This window comes from Rhodoferax sp. GW822-FHT04A08, assembly GCF_058801025.1.
This window is the reverse complement of record NZ_JBXAMW010000003.1, coordinates 312,465-331,054: the sequence shown is the minus strand read 5'-3', so window position 1 is coordinate 331,054 and position 18,590 is coordinate 312,465. Positions and strand designations below refer to the sequence as shown.

The window sequence follows — 18,590 nt, the reverse complement described above, 5'->3', positions numbered from 1 at the left end:
GTCCCGCCTCTGTTATGCGGTTTCGTCTGCAGGGCCCTCGTCCGCATCTGCCGCCTGGGCATCGTTTTCCACGATGCGCTGCAGACCGCTCAGCTTGGAGCCTTCGTCCAGACCGATCAGGGTGACGCCTTGTGTCGCGCGACCCAGTTCACGGATTTCAGCAACACGGGTGCGAACCAACACGCCCTTGTCGGTGATGAGCATGATCTCGTCATCCACATGCACCAAGGTGGCTGCGACCACCTTGCCATTACGCTCGGATTGCTGGATGGCGATCATCCCCTTGGTGCCGCGTCCATGGCGGGTGTACTCGGTGATGCTGGTGCGTTTGCCGTAGCCGTTTTCGGTGGCGGTCAGAACGCTTTGTTCCTCATCTTCGGCAACCAGCATGGCAATCACGCCCTGGCCGTCTTCCAACATCATGCCGCGCACGCCGCGGGCATTGCGACCCATGGGGCGCACATCGTTTTCATCAAAGCGCACCGCCTTGCCGCCATCGCTGAACAGCATCACGTCGTGCTTGCCGTCGGTGAGCGCGGCACCGATCAAGTAGTCGCCTTCGTCCAAGTCCACGGCAATGATGCCGGCCTTGCGCGGGTTGCTGAATTCATCAAGCGCGGTCTTCTTGACCGTGCCCATGCTGGTGGCCATGAACACATATTGGTCGGCAGGGAAGCTGCGCTTTTCTCCAGTCAGCGGCAGTACCACCGTGATCTTTTCGCCGTCCTGCAGCGGGAACATGTTGACGATAGGGCGACCGCGCGATCCGCGCGATCCCTGCGGAACTTCCCAGACCTTGAGCCAGTACAGGCGGCCCCGGTTGGAGAAGCACAGGATGTAGTCGTGGGTGTTGGCCACGAAGAGCTGGTCGACCCAATCGTCTTCCTTGGTGGCGGTGGCCTGCTTGCCACGGCCACCACGCTTTTGCGCCCGGTATTCGCCCAATGGCTGGCTCTTGATATAGCCACTGTGGCTCATGGTCACCACCATGTCGGTCGGGGTGATCAGATCTTCCGTGGAGAGGTCAAAAGAGGAGTGCTCGACCAGACTGCGACGCGCGCCCAGCTTGGTCTGGCCGAATTCCTGTTTGACGTGGCCCAGCTCTTCACCAATGATGGTGGAGACGCGCTCAGGCTTGGCCAGAATGTCCAGCAGGTCTTCGATCTCGGCCATGACTTCCTTGTACTCGGCCACGATCTTGTCCTGCTCCAGCCCAGTCAGGCGTTGCAGACGCATCTGCAGAATTTCCTGGGCTTGCGTGTCAGACAGGCGATACAGGCCGTCGGAGCCCATACCGTACTGCTTTTCCAGACCGTCTGGCCGGTAGTCATCGGCATTCACCACGCCTCCGTCCGCACGGGTGCGGGTGAGCATCTCGCGCACCAACTGGCTGTCCCAAGGGCGGTTCATCAACTCGACCTTGGCCACCGGCGGTGTGGGTGATTCCCGGATGATGCGGATGAACTCGTCGATGTTTGCCAGCGCCACGGCCAGGCCTTCCAGCACATGTCCGCGTTCACGCGCCTTGCGCAAGTTGAACACTGTGCGGCGTGTCACCACTTCGCGCCGGTGATTCAGGAAGACCTCAATCAGGTCTTTCAGGTTGCACAGCTTGGGTTGGCCATTGACCAAGGCCACCATGTTGATGCCAAAGGTGTCCTGTAGCTGGGTTTGCTTGTAGAGGTTGTTCAGCACCACTTCCGGCACTTCACCGCGCTTGAGTTCGATAACCAGTCGCATGCCGGATTTGTCCGACTCGTCCTGGATATGGCTGATGCCCTCGATCTTCTTCTCATGCACCAGTTCGGCCATGCGTTCCTGCAGCGTCTTCTTGTTGACTTGGTAGGGCAGCTCATCCACGATGATGGCCTGGCGCTGACCTTTGTCAATTTCCTCAAAATGGCAGCGGGCCCGCATCACCACACGACCTCGGCCGGTGCGATAGCCTTCCTTGACCCCGTTGATTCCGTAAATAATGCCTGCGGTCGGGAAGTCCGGCGCCGGAATGATGTCCATCAAATCATCAATGCTGGCTTCGGGGTTGCGAAGCATGTGCAGGCAGGCATCCACCACTTCGTTGAGGTTGTGGGGGGGGATGTTGGTCGCCATGCCGACGGCAATACCGCCGGAGCCATTGACCAGCAGGTTGGGGATGCGGGTCGGCAACACCAGCGGCTCTTTTTCTGAACCGTCATAGTTTGGCCCGAAGTCCACCGTTTCCTTGTCCAGATCGGCCAGCAACTCGTGTGCGATCTTGGCCAGCCGGATTTCGGTGTAACGCATGGCCGCCGCGTTGTCGCCATCTACCGAGCCGAAATTGCCCTGGCCATCGACCAGCATATGGCGCATGGAAAAATCCTGGGCCATCCGCACAATGGTGTCATACACGGATTGGTCGCCGTGCGGGTGGTATTTACCGATCACGTCACCGACGATACGGGCCGACTTTTTGTAGGCCCTATTCCAGTCGTTGTTGAGTTCGTGCATGGCAAACAACACACGTCTGTGCACCGGCTTGAGGCCATCCCGTGCGTCGGGCAAAGCGCGACCCACAATCACGCTCATGGCGTAGTCTAGGTAACTGCGCCGCATTTCCTCTTCGAGGCTGATGGGCAGGGTTTCTTTGGCGAACTGGGTCATGGAGGATTGTGGCTATGTCTGGGACAACCCGACATTGTACGTTCCACCTTCTGGGGTGGTTTGCCCGGTACCTCAACCTGTAATAAGGTGTTTTTTGCATATGGTTTCCCGGGCATATGCTTAGGAAAATTGCTGCGACTGTGGCACAATGGCGGCTAACGCTCTGGGGCTGAGGAAGCCAATCAGGACGTTTTCAATTTAATCGCAGCCCCGCTGCAGTTTGCTCAGTACAAAGGAAAGTCATGAAACTAATCAATAAAGTGGCAATTGTCATCGCTACCGCAGCACTTGCTTCCGTGGCGGGCGCTCAAGAAATCCATAACTGGAAAAGCGGCGCTGGCGATGTCTGGAAAGACGCTGCTGGTGAATGCTGGCGCGATGGCAGCTGGACTCCCGCAACTGCTGCTCCCGATTGTGATGGCGCGATTGCTCCCAAGGCTGCCGAACCAGCTCCCGCTCCTGCACCTGCACCCGCTCCGGCAGCTGCTCCCGAGCCAGCTCCCAAGGCTGCTGCACCAGCACCTGCTCCTGTAGTTGCAGCTCCCGCCAAGGTCACTTACGCTGCTGAAGCTTTCTTCGACTTTGACAAGTCCGTGCTCAAGCCCGAAGGCAAGGCCAAGTTGGACGATCTGGTGAGCAAGGTCAAGGCCATCAACCTGGAAGTGATCATTGCAGTGGGTCACACCGACTCTGTTGGTACCGACGCATACAACCAGAAGCTGTCGGTTGCACGTTCTGAAGCTGTCAAGGCTTACCTGGTGTCCAAGGGCATCGAAAAGAACCGCGTGTACACCGAAGGCAAGGGCGAGAAGAACCCCGTTGCTGACAACAAGACTTCTGAAGGACGCGCCAAGAACCGCCGCGTTGAAATCGAAGTGGTTGGAACACGTGCCAACTAATCTGGCTTAGTCCACTTAGTGAAAGAGCCCGCTTCGGCGGGCTTTTTTCATGGCCGATGGATAATGCACGCATGAACACACACGTCAACGCTGACCCGGCCGAATTGGCCAAATTCTCGGATCTCGCCCACCGCTGGTGGGACCAGGAGAGTGAATTCCGGCCCTTGCATCAGATCAACCCTTTGCGCCTTGAGTGGATCAACGGTATTTGCCCGGTGCAGGGATTGAAGACAGTGGACGTCGGTTGCGGCGGCGGCATATTGACCGACTCCCTTGCACGTAAAGGGGCGCAGGCTTTGGGCATCGATTTGTCTACCAAGGCATTGAGGGTCGCACAACTGCATGCCATGGAAGCCCAGACGCCGAACGTCAGCTACCGCGAGGTAAGTGCCGAGGCGCTGGCTGAAGAGGCTCCTGCCCAATTTGACATGGTTACCTGCATGGAAATGTTGGAGCACGTTCCAGACCCGGCGTCTATCGTCAAGGCCTGCGCGACTTTGGTGAAGCCGGGCGGCTGGGTCTTCTTTTCAACGCTCAATCGCAGTGCAAAATCCTTCCTGCTGGCCATTGTGGGTGCCGAATATGTGCTCAATATGCTGCCCAGAGGTACGCATGAATACGCAAAAATGGTGCGTCCCAACGAGTTGGCGTCCTATTGTCGAGGAGCGGAGTTGGATTTGCGCCACACAAAGGGTATGTCTTACAACCCTTTGACCAAGCGCTACTGGCTCAATAGTGATACCAGTGTGAACTACCTGATCGCCACGCAAAGGCCAATGGCGTAACCCCCATGCGTTTTGAGAACGTGACCGCCGTGCTGTTTGATCTGGACGGCACTTTGATAGACAGCGCCCCTGATTTGGGCGCAGCGGCAGATCAGATGCGGGTAAGCCGCGGTCTGCCATCTTTGCCACTGGAGGCATATCGCCACATGGCCGGCGCAGGTGCTCGAGGGATGCTGTCTGTGGCCTTTGGATTGACACCAAAGGATGCCGAATTCGAGGCGTTCCGGGAGGAGTTCTTCAGCAATTACGAAGCCTGCATGACTCAGCGCACTTATGTGTTTGAGGGAATTGCCGACATGCTCGACGATTTGAGACGACGCGGGCTGCTTTGGGGCGTGGTGACTAACAAGTCCGCCCGCTTTACTGATCCCTTGACGCGCGCAATGCCTTTATTTGCAACAGCCAGTACGGTGATCAGCGGAGACACAACTCCGTACTCCAAACCTCATCCAGAGCCCTTGCTGGAAGCGGCGCGCCGTTTGGGGGTGATTCCTGGGCGTTGCGTCTATGTGGGAGACGATGAAAGGGATATTGTGGCCGGTCGTGCCGCGGGCATGGGGACTGTGGCCGCAGACTACGGATACTTGGGGGAGAAGTCTGATACGGCATCCTGGGGGGCAGATATCCGGATTAATTCTCCAATGGAGCTCTTGCAATGGCTGCAAGCAGCCTAAAATAAGGTCTGAGGGGCTGCACTGGTTTCGACGTGGATTCGGACGCGCAGCAGGGCATGTCGAGCTGAATGCGCTCGTAAAACAGATTCAAACAAACTAACTGCAAACGACGAACGTTTCGCACTCGCTGCTTAATTGCACGTGAGCCTCACAACAGCAAGCCGATAGGCTGGGCAAGGGCGGCGCAAGCTGTCCAGGCTGTGGGGTAATTTCATTCGGCTGGGCCCGTCCTGGGTAACTTAGGGCGGGTCGAGAAAATAGGTTGCTGGCGTCTTGTATAGCGTGCCACTGCGCGATATGAGGGGCGAGATCCAAATCAGACGGCTACACATGTAGAACTGTTCGAAGAAGGTTTGCGGACGGGGGTTCAAATCCCCCCAGCTCCACCAAATGAAAGTCTAAAGGCTTCCGGGTTGATCCAACCGGAAGCCTTTTTTCTTTGAAAATCAATAGCTTATAGTCTAATGCGGTCCAAAGGTGTTTGACTGCTTCCAAAGTTCTGTGGGGGGGCATTCGGGGGTATATCGAGGGGTAGAATGCCAAAAATCAGACTTGTACCCCCATCACCCTGGAGCCTCCCTCTATGCTTACCGATGCCGAGTGCCGCAATGCAGTGTGCCCACCGGGCAAAAAATTTAAACGCTTTGCCGACGCTGGAGGGATGTACTTGCAGGTCAGTCCCGGCGGATCTAAGCGCTGGTTCCTCAAATATCGGATTGATGGCAAAGAGAAGCAACTTGCGCTTGGGAGCTATCCGGCGCAGACCTTGACTGCAGCCAGGAGGGCCAGGGATGCCGCTAAGTTGAAGAAAGCCGCTGGATTTGATCCCGTGCAGGTGCGAAAAATGGATAAATTACGTGCCAGCGGCTTTGGAGGGACCACGTTTAAGGATGTTGCGTTGGAGTGGTATGGTAAGCAGGTAACTCAATGGAGTCCAAGTCATTCAACGCGAATGCTTCGTCAGTTGGAAAGGGATCTATTTCCGTTGTTAGGCAACAGATCCATTGGACAAATACAACCGATTGAGTTGCTTGCTGCGCTCCAAAAGGTCGAGGATCGAGGTGCCCTAGAGACGGCAGACCGTGCATTGATGTTAGCGCGGCAAATTTGGGACTACTGGCTTCCAACCGCAGAGGCTAATCAGCGCAACATCACCGAAGGCTTGAAGGCCAGACTAAAACCTTACCGCGGCAAGAATTTTGCGGCAATACTTGATCCCGTTCGCATGGGTGAATTGATGCGCGCCATTAAAGGTTACAAAGGCGGATCCATAGTGCGCACTGCTTTGCAGTTGACGCCAATGTTGTACCAGCGCCCTGGAAATCTTCGCATGATGGAGTGGAACGAGCTTGATCTTGCTGCTGCGCTTTGGACGATTCCGAGCATGAAGATGAAACGCACGATCCAGGGTAAGGAGCAGGGAGAGCCGCACACGGTTCCGTTGCCCCTCCAAGCTGTCCGGCTGCTTCAGGATATTCAACCGTTAACGGGCCATGGACGCTACGTGTTTCCAGGAGAACGTAGTCATGAACGGCCTATTTCCGATAACTCGGTTCGCAGTGCTTTGTACTCCTTGGGGTTTGGAAAGGAGCAGAGTTGGCATGGATTCAGAGCCAGCGCGCGAACGATGCTCGTTGATGAATTGAACATAGATTACAACGTCATTGAAGCCAATTTGGCCCACTCGGTTCGGGACGCAAATGGCACGGCGTATAACCGAACAAAGTACATTTCGCAGAGATTTGAGATGATTCAACGATGGGCGGACTATTTAGACAAACTCGCACTTGGAGAAGTTGGACAGCATGGTCCCGCTCAAATCTCAGCGAAAAATAGTCCCTTGGGCGCGCAGCCTGCTGAAAATGTGAAGTCAGGTGTGGGGCTGGTCGCTGCTGACGAAGAAAATTCGTCTGACAGCCTTCTGGATGCGTCAGTGCTTGCAGTGACGCCCAAGCCACCATTGACGGACCTTCCGCGTGTCGGCGCGACACGCATTGTCGCCAAGTTGCGTGAGATCGCACCTGGTGTGACGGCCACGAGCATTCCTAGGGCGTCGTAGTTGATTGCTCATTGGCGACACTTATTTTTTTGGGTGCGTGTCACGAGCGCTCCACTGCTGAACTGTATTGCATGCATGGTGAATTCGCTAAGTTTAGGTCGACTGATGGCTGTCGGCCGAATGACCAGAGCGCGCGAATACCCGCCGCGGCGCCCCTCTTTTGATCCTGGATGGTTTTTTAAATAAACCTCTTCGGATAAGGCGATACGTCTTTCCGAAATTTGGCCGGAAAAACTGATCTATCTTGCACAGATACGATACAACATAGCCCTTCAAATTGTTCAAGGTCTGTACATCGCTGTGGTGAAGCACACCAATTCCGCAAGTTCCAAGCCTTCTGAAATCATCTGCTTTTGCATTTGAATTCCAATAATTTCCTATTCCTTCGGTGATTGATTTACACCAGTACTCGCCAATCTCCCTCCCTAAGTACACATCTTTGCGGGGATTTTTTATTGAACCATTAAAAAAAAGAATGCAATGGAAATGTATGCCCTTTGCAACGCCGTATTCGGCTTTGATGATGTGCCCAATGAGTCCCTCAAATAGGCGGTTTGTGCGCCAGTTCGCAATAAACCGATCTAGGTATATGAATGCCTGATCGATCCCAATTTGTGCCGTATAAGTTGCGAGGAAGCTCAAATCGATACGAATGACAACTTGGCGCCCCCGGTATTCCAGAAGCGAGTCCACGTAGGCACAATATTCCCGATAGCGCTTCTTTGCTTCATATCGCTGTGAGTTGATTCTGTCTCGTACAACTTTAGACCTGCAGCGAATCCGAATTGCATTTACCAGGGAATTGAAAGCTTCTGCCGCAGGCTGCAACATTGAATATATTGCAGGCAATCGGAATACCATTTTCCTTTGAGCGTGCTCCGTGTATAAGCCCAGTTCATGGCTACACTCAATGAAAGCTGATAAATGCTCGTTGTAGTCAAACTGACTCGAAAGCAGATCAACAGACTCCAGCATGGAGGGCATTCTCGAAAAATACAAATTCACCAGGTTAGACGGAACATACGTTGGATTGCCATGCACATCAAGGCCTAGTGTGAATGGAATGGAATCATCGGCCAGGGCACTATCTACAAATGCCTCCACATGGACGATTACTGCTGAATGCCAGTTCCTCTTCTCTTTCAAATGGCCATACAGCGTCTCGCTACTGGCCTTATAGAGCAAGTTGCAGACGTGGGAATCAAAGGTAGCGGAATCCTCTTCGGACCTCATGATTCGTTGCTCAGAAAACACCAAACCCAGGCATGCGGCTCCCTGGGCTCAGGTGTGTAAAGGCGGTGGTATTGGGTGATAACTCCTTCGTCTGCAGTTTGACTGCACCGCAATGTTCGTGATCATTGAACGAGGCCAAGCGCAACAAAGTCAACCGTTTGCACCAGATTTTTAATGCGTCCAGGACTGCAGGGTGGTGGGGGTATACCCAGCCGCACCCCTGTCCTTTGTAATGTCCCTGCCAGCTGGAGCAATCAATGCCCAGCCCCGTGCCTTTTGTGACCTGCTCCCATAGGCTTGAGAGTTCAATTGCGAGGTGTTGGGGTGCAGCGTCCGTTGAAAAAATAAAAAGATGGTGATTTACAGCGGCATGCGGCCAGTGAGTCCGATCCCACACGTATCCCGCGATGGAGCCGGAGAAATCGCTTTGCAGTACCTTGGTGAAGGACTGGAAATGCCGCTCCGCGTCGATAATCGCGCCTTCATTTGTCTTGTAGGTGAAGTCAACGCGCATCACGTAGACGTGACGACCGCTGGCCAAGCAGCGCTCCAGAACACGTTGCGAACGACTGAAAAGGTTTGTGGCGTCCTGTGCGCGCTTCTTGCTGTGCGCCTTGAACTTTTTTTGTTGGCAAGCTTCCCTTACGCTTGTTGCCAACGAGTTGATCAGTTCGGCTTCAAGGAATCCATCTGCTCCAATGCACCGTGACGGATCACCGGTCCATTGTGCGTTGCGCAAGCCCGCACGTTCGAAGGCTGACTCGAAGGCCTGGTAGTTTGAGGATGCCTCCCAGCGGTGCATGCCATGACTCGCTGGATTGGGCCTAATGGCGTAGAACTGTTCGAGCAGTGGGTTTTCCTTCTTGATGAAAGTGCCTTGCGTGATACGTTCCACGACACAGGGCAAGGCATTGCTTCGTGCAACCTTGCGAGTGAATTGTTCAACGCTTCTTGCATGATCAATCCATCCATCCAGCAGATAGACAATATTTTGATTTCCTGGTGGTGTGCAGGAGGTTGCATCGGCATATATACAGTTCCAGAGTTCGTCATCAGTTATTGCGGAATTCCTCATTCCGCTTTGTGCCATGTATTGGTTCATGTTCTTTTAATCCTTCTCATCCACTTCCGGTGGGTAATATTCGAATATCGTCCTTGTGTTTGATTTTCAATTGAAAATAAATTAATGAATCTCCACATGCCTGTGTGCAGGCATGGATTGGTATGGTTAGTCGCAGTTAATGGATACTCCTTCTGTTGGGAATGGATAGGTTGTAGGGGTGGTGTTGGTATAGATAGTGATATTTACAAATAACATAGATTACATAAATCAAGCTCTTGATAATCTCCATGAGTTCAAAGGGTTGCTGTTGCTTTATATTCGTGATTCCTTGAGGTTGTTGGCGATCAGATATATACAGAGTTGCTTGATTTGTCCTTCATTGGTTTCGCTTGCAGTTGTTCAGCCATTCGTCAATTTCTGATTCCAGGAAGCCAACTGCCCTTCCGCCAATTGAAAAGCGTTTGGGAAATGTTGGGTCAAAACGAGGTGACTTTTCGTTTATCCAGTCGTACAAAGTCCCCCTGGCAATCGACACTTTGGTCATGACCTGTTTGGGCCGCAAAACACGGTCGGATCGATTTGAGATGAGCATCTTTGGTTCCTTTCGTTCTTGAAACATGGAAGCGATTCTGTCGATGAGGAGAGGCCCCGTCTACGCCGTGTAGGGGTAGACGGGCTGTCTTTTTATCCAGGTTCGGCAGAAGTGGGTGCTTGCCGGAAGACGTACGGGCGGCGGTTGCTTATGAGGGCACGAACTCCTTCTCTGGCGTTCGTATGGGGCACCGAACCTGCGCTTTATTGCAGTGATAGGTATCTAACGGTGACCATGCCCGACCAGGGGTGCGCCAGGGGAATGAACGCTAGAGAAGGCGTACTCATTTACAAGCAGAGACGGAAGCAGTAGTGGGCGGTTCTGTCGCTAGCAGCCTGTTGTGCTGCGCCAAACAGATCAGGGAGTATGTGGGGGACTGCTCCACGAGATGGGTGACATCGACGCCTCACTGCTGAAGCGAAAAGTTCTGCCACCGTGTCACCAGTGGTGCGATTCACCGTAAGATTGCGGGATCAGAGAGTGCGCAACCGGACAGGACGCGGACAATCCGCGACACGGAATTCGGGGGCATTCAAGAAGTGAACGCCACACAGTAAGGGTCCAAGCCACGTCGATACATGTCCGCCACGTAGACCTGTACGGAACCATGGTGAACAGGTGCGGTGACGAGAGGGGCGCGCCTTGGGGTTACTTGCCTAGTTGCGAAAGTGCGTCGGGAAGGCCTCAACGATTGAACCCAGGCGAGCGTTGGCCAAGTCGATGACCGCCAATCATTTGGCAGTGTTCTTTGGGGGAAACAACTTGCCAGTTTCCGGCATTTTTCCCAGCCAGTCAATTATTGTATCTTTATCGAATGGCTGTCCTTTTATAGGGTTCACTATCCTCGATTTCTTGAACTCATTCAATATCCTATTGGCAGCAGCCGATTTTGATTCCCAACCCTTTGGCGAATCGGCGCGCAATGTTTTTGCCAAGCGATAAGCCTCTTCCCTGATTGGAGCAAAGATTTTCCCATCTTTTTTCGAGCCTCCTTGCCTCCCCGCTTCTACCAGCGAAAAAGAAGGTCTGCCATCAGTGCCTACCACTACGCCTGCAATCGCAATTGCATTTCCATACCAATATTGTGCCGATGCCAGGTAGAACCAGCTTCTCTCGAATTCATTTTTCTGGTGAGAATGTTGGGCATTGATGAGTTCTATAGTTGCAATTTCAATTGCTTTTTTTGTGGCTTCTACAGCAGACAACCTTGATGCAGTGCCCAAAACATTCGTCCATCCTTCTAAATGCTGTTCTTTGTGTGAAGCGACCACCTCGTCGGCAGTTTGACAAAAAAAACTTTTGAAATCGACGTTTGGCTGACCGTCATGACATTTCTTGTACAAATCTCCCAAGCCGCTTAGCGTATTGTTAAACAAGCTGACAAATTTCTCCGATGGTGGTGTCGTCGTCATACTTGTATCCTGTACGGTTGCGGTGGTGATCACTTGCCAAGCAGAGCTGGCAGACTGCATCTGCCTGTACCTGATCAGTCGAATGATGGGACCAGGCGCTTGGCCGCATGAATCATAGCTTGCAAGCCAAGTCTGTATAGACCCCAGGCCCTAGGACGCCTGAAAACTGGGCCCCTGTGACGGCGTGATGGGAAGGACGAATCAGGGTAATACTCGCGCCATTGGTCAAAGCGCGATGCCCATCCCTTGGATGGTCGTTAGCTACTTAGGGTGCATCCGGCGTCCCCATGCACGCGGCGGTTTTTGTCGGCTTGCAATGAACCGAAAGCCAGTCACAGGCAAAAAAAGAAGCCTGCCAGTTCCCCATTCCCGAAGGAATGGGGAGAGCTGATAGCAGGCTGTATGTGACTTTGCCCGGTGAATTCCGGTCACTGGAATGGACTCCCAGACGTTGCGCCAGAAATGGGTTTCCGTGGAACAGGAATTACAGAATAAGGCTGCACTACACATTCAATTGCATGGGTCCTTCTCAGGAGTAACAGACTGATAACTGCTTGCCTTTCCTCCAAGCGACTTGTACTTTGCGAACAAATCGGATGCATACCGCTTGCTGGAAACAATATTCTGGCCAGCGGTGTACATCACTGACCTGTCCACCAACCCGGACACTTTACCGATTTCGTTTTGCCGGTCTATCTGACTTTGGTTGTACTGTATCGATCGATTGTTATTGAATAGATCAACTGACAGCTTGTATACCTTGTACGGATTTCCATTGAGGCATTTGTCCAACTGCTCTTTGGCGACTTTTTGTTTTGCTTCCTTTTCTTTTTCTGGATCGGTAATGCTTTTATAGACTTCATTGTCTTGCTGCAAGATCACCTTGTATGCATTTGTCAATTGCGGTACGCGGCTCATGAACTGATCCAGGAAAGCCTTCGCATTTGGCAGGTACCGCCTGCTCATGTCATCCCTCTCGTAGCTTTTAAGTGCTGTCTGTATTGTTTGGGCAAGCGCTGCTTCATTGCTGGGACTGTTGTCGGCAATGTATTTGGCCGCTGCTTCAAAAAAGTACGTGATATAGGTGGAGCCTGGGGAGCCCCACAAGGGATCGCCATTGGTGTCGAAGTATTGCTTTCTAAATCCATCTAGCCGTGCTCGATCAAAACCCTTTATGCTGCTTCTGAATTTAATGTGTCTCTCATCATCGCGTAAGAGAAAACCATAGGGTCTGTCGTCGGGACTTTGCAGTTTGTACAAATAGTAGACATTCGGCAACAAGTCGAAAACTTCCTGCAGGGTGTAAGGTGCTGCTGCTGGCGGTGCTTCCTTGGTGGGTACTTCCTGATTCTTGCCAATCTGATTTGCCAAGTTCAGCAGATCATCCAGTGTAGTGGCACCGGACATTCCTGCAGTGGCAATGAATAAAGCGGCAGTAAGGCATGTGAGTTTCGAAGTGCGCTGACGTGTCGTTGAATTTTTCATGGTTCTATTGAAGTGATTGGGAATGGGTGGAGTCGAGTGAGGTCATTGGCTCGGTTGGATTGCAAACGGGGCATCCAGTTGTGCTTTCGTTTCGATAGGGTTCAAACAGGGTCCTGGGAATAAGCTGGTTCCCGTTATTGCTGGGCTGAAGGCATCATAAAGGGTTTCAAACACCGTGGTATCAAACACCTCTTTTTGAAACGATCAGGGGGATGTCTAAAGCGGTCCCCCGTCCCAATCCCTCTGACAAGCTGTCGTTGCGCCAGGTTTTTGCACGCAACTTACGGTTAGTACGGGTGAACGCAGGCATGTCTCAGGAAGCCATGGCGGATGAAGCGGGGCTGGACCGCGCCTTTGTGGGTACGCTGGAGCGTGGGCAACGCAATATCTCGATAGATAACATCGAGTTGCTCTGCAAGGCTGTTGGTATGCCCGCGCATGAACTCATGGACCCGCACCTGCCAGAGCGCAAGGGTCTTGATGTCACCCGTACACGCTCGCCACGTACGATCCGGGTGCACCCCATCACCCGCCGCTAAATCACTGTCTCAGAACGAGCAGCCCTTGCAGGCGTACCGCACTGGCCTTGCCGTCCAGATGCCGGTAATGCAGCCCGTATCCCGCAGATGCAGGTACCGCACGGCCCGCCTTCCCCTGCAGTTCCAATCGGGTGTTGTGGCAGGTGCCCCAGGGTTCACTTGCTGTGGGGTCCAGCAAGTGCAGCGTGCGGATATGGCCGGCAGTGGAGGCCATCTCCACCCCCGTGACAGTTGCCCACAGGCTGGAGCTTGCGCTGCAGAACTGCACCATGCACATGTGGCCCTGTTGCACTGCTGCGCATGCAGTACTGCCAATGGTGCCTGCCAGCCCCGATTCCACAAATCGCATGCGAATGGATGCCTCACCCAGATGCATCTGAGCACGGTCCATCCCGCGCACCTCTTCCGTGAAGCTATATCGGGACACATGCGCAGCGGCCTGGTCGAAAGGAAGCTTCCCCAGTACCGCCACACACTGCGCCAGACAGAACGGGCCACTGTCAGCAGCCTGCACCGAGTCCGGGTTACCCAATGGCAGATTGCGGTAACGGTGTCCAGAAGCACCCGACACGGTGTACTGCAACTGCGTATCGAAGCGCAGACCTTGCGCAAAGATGTGCAGCAACTGGGTCATACATCCCCCGTTCTGGTTGGAGTGGGCTTGCAGTGCTCAATCTGAGGCATCTGGTTGAGCATCATGATGGCCCTCCTGTGACTGCAGGCGCACTACCAGCCCCTCCCTTCAACACCACAGCCTTTGCATCCAGCTTCTCTTTCAGCGTTCGGTGTGCCTTGGGTGTTCTGGATGCTTGGGCCTGTTGGCCGTCCGGCTCCGGGTAGAACTCTTCCAAAACGGCAGACGCATCCTCATCCGTGTCCGTGAAGAACCCATTGGCAAAGCACAGCCGTGCCGCGTCGTCCAGCGCTGCCTGGTCAAACCCGGCAGTTTGACGCTGTACATGCAATGCGTGGGCCTGGTTCAGGGCCTCTTCGGTCGTGAGTCCTGAGCGCAGCGTCACATCCACGTAGTAGATGGGGGTGCCATGGCTTTGCGTCGTGGACTTGCCCCTGAGCTTCAGTTCCAGCGGCAGACAGGACAAGTGGCCTCCCGAGAGTGCCCGAAAGTACGCCAGCCGTGCCGCCAGGGTGCGAATCGAGTTGTAGCCCGTGGTGCGAAACACAAAGCTGCCCGTGGCATCGTCATCGCCCAGGGTCACGTTCAGGCGTCCATAGGGCTTGCAGGCCCCGTTTGTGCCAAACGTACACACCTGCGGAGTCGGGCAGGGCAGTGTCTCCAGCCCCTTGGGTGTCAGACGCTGGCAGGTCTGCCCGTCACCGCTGCACACCTGCCTGCCGGTGCTTCTGTCAAACGCGGTATACGCTGCCCGGAAGTTAAGGTCCGGGTCATCGAACATCACCCGCACGGAAATGGACCGAATCTTGCCGCCCTGGGCTTTGCGCAATGTTTCATCCATTGGGTGAACCAACCAGATGCCGCCCCGAATTTGCACCTGAGTAGAAATCGTGAACTGGTCGTCGGCAACCGGCAACCGCTTGCCCTCGCGTTCGACCACCTTGCCGATGGAGATGCGCCCCAGCACGGGCGGGGTAATGGCAAATCCCTTGATCATGGTAATCCTTGGTATCAAAAGCACATGCCCGCCCCCAATGACATCGCCGGGGCGGGCACAACAACCCCGGCAACGGGGGCTTTGGGGGTGTCAGGAAAGAAGCGCTACGCCGGTGGCGGTGGCTATATCGGCCATAGCGGCGGTAGCGCCAGCACGATGTGCCCCTTCACTGCACCAGAAACCGCCGTGAACCGGACTTGGCCAGGCTGTAGCGCTGCTGCAGCTCGGGATGGTCTTTGAGCAGCGCTTCGGTATCCAGCATGGAGCCATCCTTGCTGCGCTTCCATGAAACAGAACCCCCATCAAACAGGGCCCTGGAAGCGTCTCCCATGCGTTGCTGAATGCGCTGCTTGAGTTGGGCTTCCAGCTCTACACAGGTTTGGAGATGGGCTCGTATGGCCAGGAGGTCCGAGAAGGTAGCGGACATCACCAGGTCATGGGTGAAGTCCAGCGTCTGACCGGAGTCCTGTGGGTACAGGCAGCGCAGCGCCACATCTGCCGATTCGGAGCCATCGGCGGGTGGTGGTTCATCGGTTTGCACATATCGCCAGAACTGTCGCTCCAGTTCCATCAATTGCTGGATCATGGCCTCATCGCGCTCGATGCGGTGAATCTGCAATTCCTGCCCGCAGATCAGCACGGCTACATCGGCTGCCTGCTTGCCGGTGACGGCCAGTTGATGAACAACCTGGGCTTCCACGTAAGGAGGGACACCTTCCCTCCAGAGCTTGGCACCATTGATGCCAGCGGTTTTGCACTCCAGAATCTGAACACTGGGATCGCCGAGGACCTCTCGATCAATGTTGGCCAGCATCCAGGGTTCTTCAGGATGCTGCAACACGGCATTGACCCTGCGTACCCGGTTGCCGGTGCGTTTGCAGTAATGCGCCGCCACGATAGGCTCCAGCAATGTGCCCCAGTACATGGGGCTGGAGTCATCGTCAGGGTCCGTACTGGGCAGGTTGGTGTCCCGCCCCGTCTTGATCAGCCACAGTTCCAGCTGAGAAACATAGGGATTGAGGCCAACGGCTGCTGCGGCATCGGAACTACCAATGCCACCTTTGCGAACAGAGAGCCAATCTTCACGTGGCATGTCCAGGGTTTTGACCAGCTTGAGGGCCGGTGGATTGCGGCGTGGCCGGTCTGTATTCGGTGCAGTGCTCATGGCAATGCCTTTCAAAAAGTTGTTTCAAATTGCGTTGAAAAAAGTGATTGGTCAAATCGCTGTTTCACACATCTACATGCACAACAACACATCCCTCCAGATGCACCAGCACCCAAAAGACATAAACCCCGCACAGAACTACTCTGTGCGGGGTTTATGACGATATGGACTAGGTAAAGAGTTATTGGGTGGATGCGCGTGTGAAATCGAAATGGATGTAGCAAGGTTCCTCGCAGTCCGCTGGTGGATGCGATCAACCGTGAGACGCAAAGACCATCCTAGGCAACAAGCTGAAGGGCGTGTTCCAGTGCGCGTTGTTTGAGCGCAGCACCTGGACCAAACCACGAACTGTCCAGGCGTGACTCCCGCGAGCGGGCTTGTTTCTCATGGTCCACGAATTCAGTCACCGCGTTGAGCAATCCCCATGCCGTTCCGTTGGCCGAAGCCAGCTCTGCACCTCTGCCTTGCCCTTCGTAGAGCGACTGCACCTTCTTAAGAGCACGCTCGTTCGTAAGACCTAGCGCGGGATCAACATGCTCGTCAGCCTGACAGAGAACCTTCAAAAAATAGTTCATAGCCTCATGGCTTTTGATCTTGCGTTCTGCGAGCGTCTTCATGCGAAACATAAAAACATCCCATTGCGCTACGGCTATGCCAAGTTGCTTTTTCACGGCCTGAGCATCGAAATGGGTACTATGCGGCACCTTGATGGCACCTGTTGCTCCGTTCAGGGCGATGGTCAGCGTGTTGTTGCAAACCACCCGGATCGTGGTGGGTGTGGCGGTCGTTGCCAGGGTTCCATCACATGACGTTGCCAGAAGTAAATAGCCGTTGACCACATCGCCGCCTTTTAGAGAGGCAGATTTTCCCGTTTTTGCCAAGGCCCAGAACTTGCGGCCTTCTTTCAGAACACCGGCAGTTTCCAATTCAAAACCGGCAACCTCGGACAGGTCCCGATAAAACTCAAGAACGTCGCGAGGCTGCACGACGCGATAGCGACCACCGACCACAGACAGCGCTGCTTTGGTGTCGCTGCGATAGAGCACTTTCGCATCGGAAAAAGTCATGATGGCACCCAGTGCACCACTTTGTTCGGCCATGTAGCGCACCGGTGTTTCGCAAATATTCCAATTCATGCCTGCCTCACGCGCCCAATCTTCGAGAGGCTGTTTTGGAGGAAGCGCATTGCCAATTTCATGCCATGGGGCAGTGCCCCGGTAGGCCATGGAGTTCACGAGATGAGCCATGATGAAAGTTCCTTTTTGATTGCGTTTCGACGGCACCATCCCCGATGGTTTACGGGTGACGGTTGTCAGTGATTGAAATGAAGAATGAAAAACCTGAGAGAAAAAGTGACTGCGCGTGTTTTACTCAGCGCTTGCCTTGAAGCGGGAGCCGCAGTCCAGACATCGGTAGTTGTTCAGTGCGTTGCTATCAACGGCCTGTCCGAGGGCCGAACCAATGGCGCAACCCGTGGAGCCGCCAATCAGTCCACCAAGGACAGCGCCAGCAATGACACCCAGCAGGGCACCGACCGGGCCTGCAGTTGAACCCAGTGCGCCGCCAATCTCAGCGCCACTAATGGAGCTTGCGATGCCGCTGGCTGCACCTGCGACCGTACCAATGATGCTGCCAGTCTTTTGCGCTAGGTCACGGGTAAGCACGCGACTGGAGTAGCAATAAGGGCAGGGTGGGAGCATCGGCCTGTCTCCTACAAAGCGTGCAGTTGAGGCAGAAAGAAGGCCGCCGCTACACCTGTGATAAATGTGAGGAGAAAACAGATCAGTAATTGGGCAGGCAAGGAAGAAAGTAGCATGAAAAAGCTCCTGTAAAAAGTGCAGCAAAAAAGAAGGCTCCAACCCGCCCAGGACGAATCCGGGGAAGGTTGGAGCCTTTGTGAAGGCCAGCACAGTGGCTGGCGAGGGAGGGATTGAGAAAATTCCTACGCTAGAGGGCGCAAGAAGATGTGAATTCCTTGGGGGGATTCAAAGGGGTGATATGTGGCTGTAAATTTTTGGAATCACTAGGCGCAGACCATTGCGTCACCATGCCCTTGAGATCGTGATGAATGCGTAGTTAAGTCATCGCTGTGCTTGCAGCCATGCCAGAAGCTTTGGACAGCCGCAGTTCAGGAGGCGTTATTTGTGGGCTGGAATTTGCCCCTATACTAATCGCACAAGATCAATAAAGAATACTCGGTCAGCCAATGCATCGCGCTCCCCAATGGGAGGCTTCCATGGTTCAGGCCGGTGTGCTAGAGGAAAGCCACACCGGTTGCAAGTTCCCTGTATGGGGATTGCGCGCCATGTGTCGCACCCCCTCGAACTATATACATCCCACTAGTTTTTTAGTCGCTGCATATGCAACTCGGTGCATATGCATTGGGCCTACTCGCACGCGTGTGTTTATTCGC

The 18,590-nt window shown here is 54.2% G+C and carries 16 protein-coding genes and 1 other RNA gene; 6 read left to right on the top strand and 11 right to left on the bottom strand.

Annotated elements, in window-relative coordinates; genetic code table 11:
• Window positions 1-12: 12 nt before the first annotated feature.
• Window positions 13-2,640, bottom strand: coding sequence for a DNA gyrase subunit A (gyrA, locus tag AC1RMF_RS08745; protein WP_493141162.1), 2,628 nt, complete (start codon window positions 2,638-2,640; stop codon window positions 13-15).
• 242 nt (window positions 2,641-2,882) lie between these two features.
• Here gyrA and ompA point away from each other — a divergent pair, with 242 nt between their 5' ends.
• From ompA to AC1RMF_RS08720, 5 genes are all read left to right on the top strand, one after another.
• Window positions 2,883-3,539: an outer membrane protein OmpA gene (gene ompA, locus AC1RMF_RS08740; RefSeq protein ID WP_493141161.1), complete on the top strand. Its 657-nt coding sequence runs from the start codon at window positions 2,883-2,885 to the stop codon at window positions 3,537-3,539.
• Window positions 3,540-3,610: 71 nt separating this feature from the next.
• A complete protein-coding gene (ubiG, locus tag AC1RMF_RS08735; RefSeq protein WP_493141160.1) occupies window positions 3,611-4,324 on the top strand; it encodes a bifunctional 2-polyprenyl-6-hydroxyphenol methylase/3-demethylubiquinol 3-O-methyltransferase UbiG in 714 nt (237 codons plus the stop codon).
• A 5-nt stretch (window positions 4,325-4,329) separates the two neighbouring features.
• Window positions 4,330-4,998 (top strand): HAD family hydrolase, encoded by a 669-nt coding sequence (locus tag AC1RMF_RS08730; RefSeq protein ID WP_493141159.1) that lies wholly within the window; start codon window positions 4,330-4,332, stop codon window positions 4,996-4,998.
• Window positions 4,999-5,010: 12 nt separating this feature from the next.
• Window positions 5,011-5,387: a transfer-messenger RNA gene (ssrA, locus tag AC1RMF_RS08725) on the top strand.
• Window positions 5,388-5,581: 194 nt separating this feature from the next.
• Window positions 5,582-7,057, top strand: a complete 1,476-nt coding sequence (locus AC1RMF_RS08720; RefSeq protein ID WP_493141158.1) for a tyrosine-type recombinase/integrase — start codon at window positions 5,582-5,584, stop codon at window positions 7,055-7,057.
• Window positions 7,058-7,150: 93 nt separating this feature from the next.
• Here the strand turns inward: AC1RMF_RS08720 and AC1RMF_RS08715 are convergent, their stop codons facing one another.
• The 5 genes from AC1RMF_RS08715 to AC1RMF_RS08695 all read right to left on the bottom strand — a co-directional run bounded on the left by AC1RMF_RS08715 (window position 7,151) and on the right by AC1RMF_RS08695 (window position 12,842).
• On the bottom strand, window positions 7,151-8,290 hold the full coding sequence (locus tag AC1RMF_RS08715; RefSeq protein WP_493141157.1) for a YagK/YfjJ domain-containing protein: 1,140 nt from the start codon (window positions 8,288-8,290) through the stop codon (window positions 7,151-7,153).
• A 10-nt stretch (window positions 8,291-8,300) separates the two neighbouring features.
• Window positions 8,301-9,392 (bottom strand): hypothetical protein, encoded by a 1,092-nt coding sequence (locus tag AC1RMF_RS08710; protein WP_493141156.1) that lies wholly within the window; start codon window positions 9,390-9,392, stop codon window positions 8,301-8,303.
• A 337-nt stretch (window positions 9,393-9,729) separates the two neighbouring features.
• Entirely contained in the window at window positions 9,730-9,945 is a 216-nt protein-coding gene (locus tag AC1RMF_RS08705; RefSeq protein WP_493141155.1) for an AlpA family phage regulatory protein, read from the bottom strand.
• A gap of 731 nt (window positions 9,946-10,676) precedes the next feature.
• Window positions 10,677-11,357 carry a hypothetical protein gene (locus AC1RMF_RS08700; protein ID WP_493141154.1) on the bottom strand — a complete coding sequence of 227 codons (681 nt, stop codon included), beginning with the start codon at window positions 11,355-11,357 and terminating at the stop codon, window positions 10,677-10,679.
• A gap of 510 nt (window positions 11,358-11,867) precedes the next feature.
• Window positions 11,868-12,842: a hypothetical protein gene (locus AC1RMF_RS08695; RefSeq protein ID WP_493141153.1), complete on the bottom strand. Its 975-nt coding sequence runs from the start codon at window positions 12,840-12,842 to the stop codon at window positions 11,868-11,870.
• A gap of 212 nt (window positions 12,843-13,054) precedes the next feature.
• Between AC1RMF_RS08695 and AC1RMF_RS08690 the strand changes: the two genes are divergently transcribed.
• Complete coding sequence (locus AC1RMF_RS08690; RefSeq protein ID WP_493141152.1) at window positions 13,055-13,381, top strand: helix-turn-helix domain-containing protein; 327 nt, start codon at window positions 13,055-13,057, stop codon at window positions 13,379-13,381.
• A 1-nt stretch (window position 13,382) separates the two neighbouring features.
• On the opposite strand, the gene AC1RMF_RS08685 is transcribed toward AC1RMF_RS08690, so the two are convergent.
• The 5 genes from AC1RMF_RS08685 to AC1RMF_RS08665 form a co-directional block, all read right to left on the bottom strand.
• Window positions 13,383-14,015 carry a hypothetical protein gene (locus AC1RMF_RS08685; protein WP_493141151.1) on the bottom strand — a complete coding sequence of 211 codons (633 nt, stop codon included), beginning with the start codon at window positions 14,013-14,015 and terminating at the stop codon, window positions 13,383-13,385.
• A gap of 61 nt (window positions 14,016-14,076) precedes the next feature.
• On the bottom strand, window positions 14,077-15,012 hold the full coding sequence (locus AC1RMF_RS08680) for a recombination directionality factor (protein ID WP_493141150.1): 936 nt from the start codon (window positions 15,010-15,012) through the stop codon (window positions 14,077-14,079).
• A gap of 166 nt (window positions 15,013-15,178) precedes the next feature.
• The gene (locus AC1RMF_RS08675) at window positions 15,179-16,177 is read right to left on the bottom strand and encodes a YqaJ viral recombinase family nuclease (protein ID WP_493141149.1); all 999 of its coding nucleotides are present in this window, start codon (window positions 16,175-16,177) and stop codon (window positions 15,179-15,181) included.
• Between the two features lie 278 nt (window positions 16,178-16,455).
• A complete protein-coding gene (locus AC1RMF_RS08670; protein ID WP_493141148.1) occupies window positions 16,456-17,424 on the bottom strand; it encodes a DUF932 domain-containing protein in 969 nt (322 codons plus the stop codon).
• A gap of 120 nt (window positions 17,425-17,544) precedes the next feature.
• Entirely contained in the window at window positions 17,545-17,877 is a 333-nt protein-coding gene (locus AC1RMF_RS08665; RefSeq protein ID WP_493141147.1) for a hypothetical protein, read from the bottom strand.
• Window positions 17,878-18,590 lie beyond the last annotated feature (713 nt).

Coding starts and splice junctions, on each gene's coding strand:
- gyrA (WP_493141162.1), bottom strand. CDS start 2,640: ATGACCCAGTTCGCCAAAGAAACCCTGCCCATCAGCCTCGAAGAGGAA.
- ompA (WP_493141161.1), top strand. CDS start 2,883: ATGAAACTAATCAATAAAGTGGCAATTGTCATCGCTACCGCAGCACTT.
- ubiG (WP_493141160.1), top strand. CDS start 3,611: ATGAACACACACGTCAACGCTGACCCGGCCGAATTGGCCAAATTCTCG.
- AC1RMF_RS08730 (WP_493141159.1), top strand. CDS start 4,330: ATGCGTTTTGAGAACGTGACCGCCGTGCTGTTTGATCTGGACGGCACT.
- AC1RMF_RS08720 (WP_493141158.1), top strand. CDS start 5,582: ATGCTTACCGATGCCGAGTGCCGCAATGCAGTGTGCCCACCGGGCAAA.
- AC1RMF_RS08715 (WP_493141157.1), bottom strand. CDS start 8,290: ATGAGGTCCGAAGAGGATTCCGCTACCTTTGATTCCCACGTCTGCAAC.
- AC1RMF_RS08710 (WP_493141156.1), bottom strand. CDS start 9,392: ATGAACCAATACATGGCACAAAGCGGAATGAGGAATTCCGCAATAACT.
- AC1RMF_RS08705 (WP_493141155.1), bottom strand. CDS start 9,945: ATGCTCATCTCAAATCGATCCGACCGTGTTTTGCGGCCCAAACAGGTC.
- AC1RMF_RS08700 (WP_493141154.1), bottom strand. CDS start 11,357: ATGACGACGACACCACCATCGGAGAAATTTGTCAGCTTGTTTAACAAT.
- AC1RMF_RS08695 (WP_493141153.1), bottom strand. CDS start 12,842: ATGAAAAATTCAACGACACGTCAGCGCACTTCGAAACTCACATGCCTT.
- AC1RMF_RS08690 (WP_493141152.1), top strand. CDS start 13,055: ATGTCTAAAGCGGTCCCCCGTCCCAATCCCTCTGACAAGCTGTCGTTG.
- AC1RMF_RS08685 (WP_493141151.1), bottom strand. CDS start 14,015: ATGACCCAGTTGCTGCACATCTTTGCGCAAGGTCTGCGCTTCGATACG.
- AC1RMF_RS08680 (WP_493141150.1), bottom strand. CDS start 15,012: ATGATCAAGGGATTTGCCATTACCCCGCCCGTGCTGGGGCGCATCTCC.
- AC1RMF_RS08675 (WP_493141149.1), bottom strand. CDS start 16,177: ATGAGCACTGCACCGAATACAGACCGGCCACGCCGCAATCCACCGGCC.
- AC1RMF_RS08670 (WP_493141148.1), bottom strand. CDS start 17,424: ATGGCTCATCTCGTGAACTCCATGGCCTACCGGGGCACTGCCCCATGG.
- AC1RMF_RS08665 (WP_493141147.1), bottom strand. CDS start 17,877: ATGCTCCCACCCTGCCCTTATTGCTACTCCAGTCGCGTGCTTACCCGT.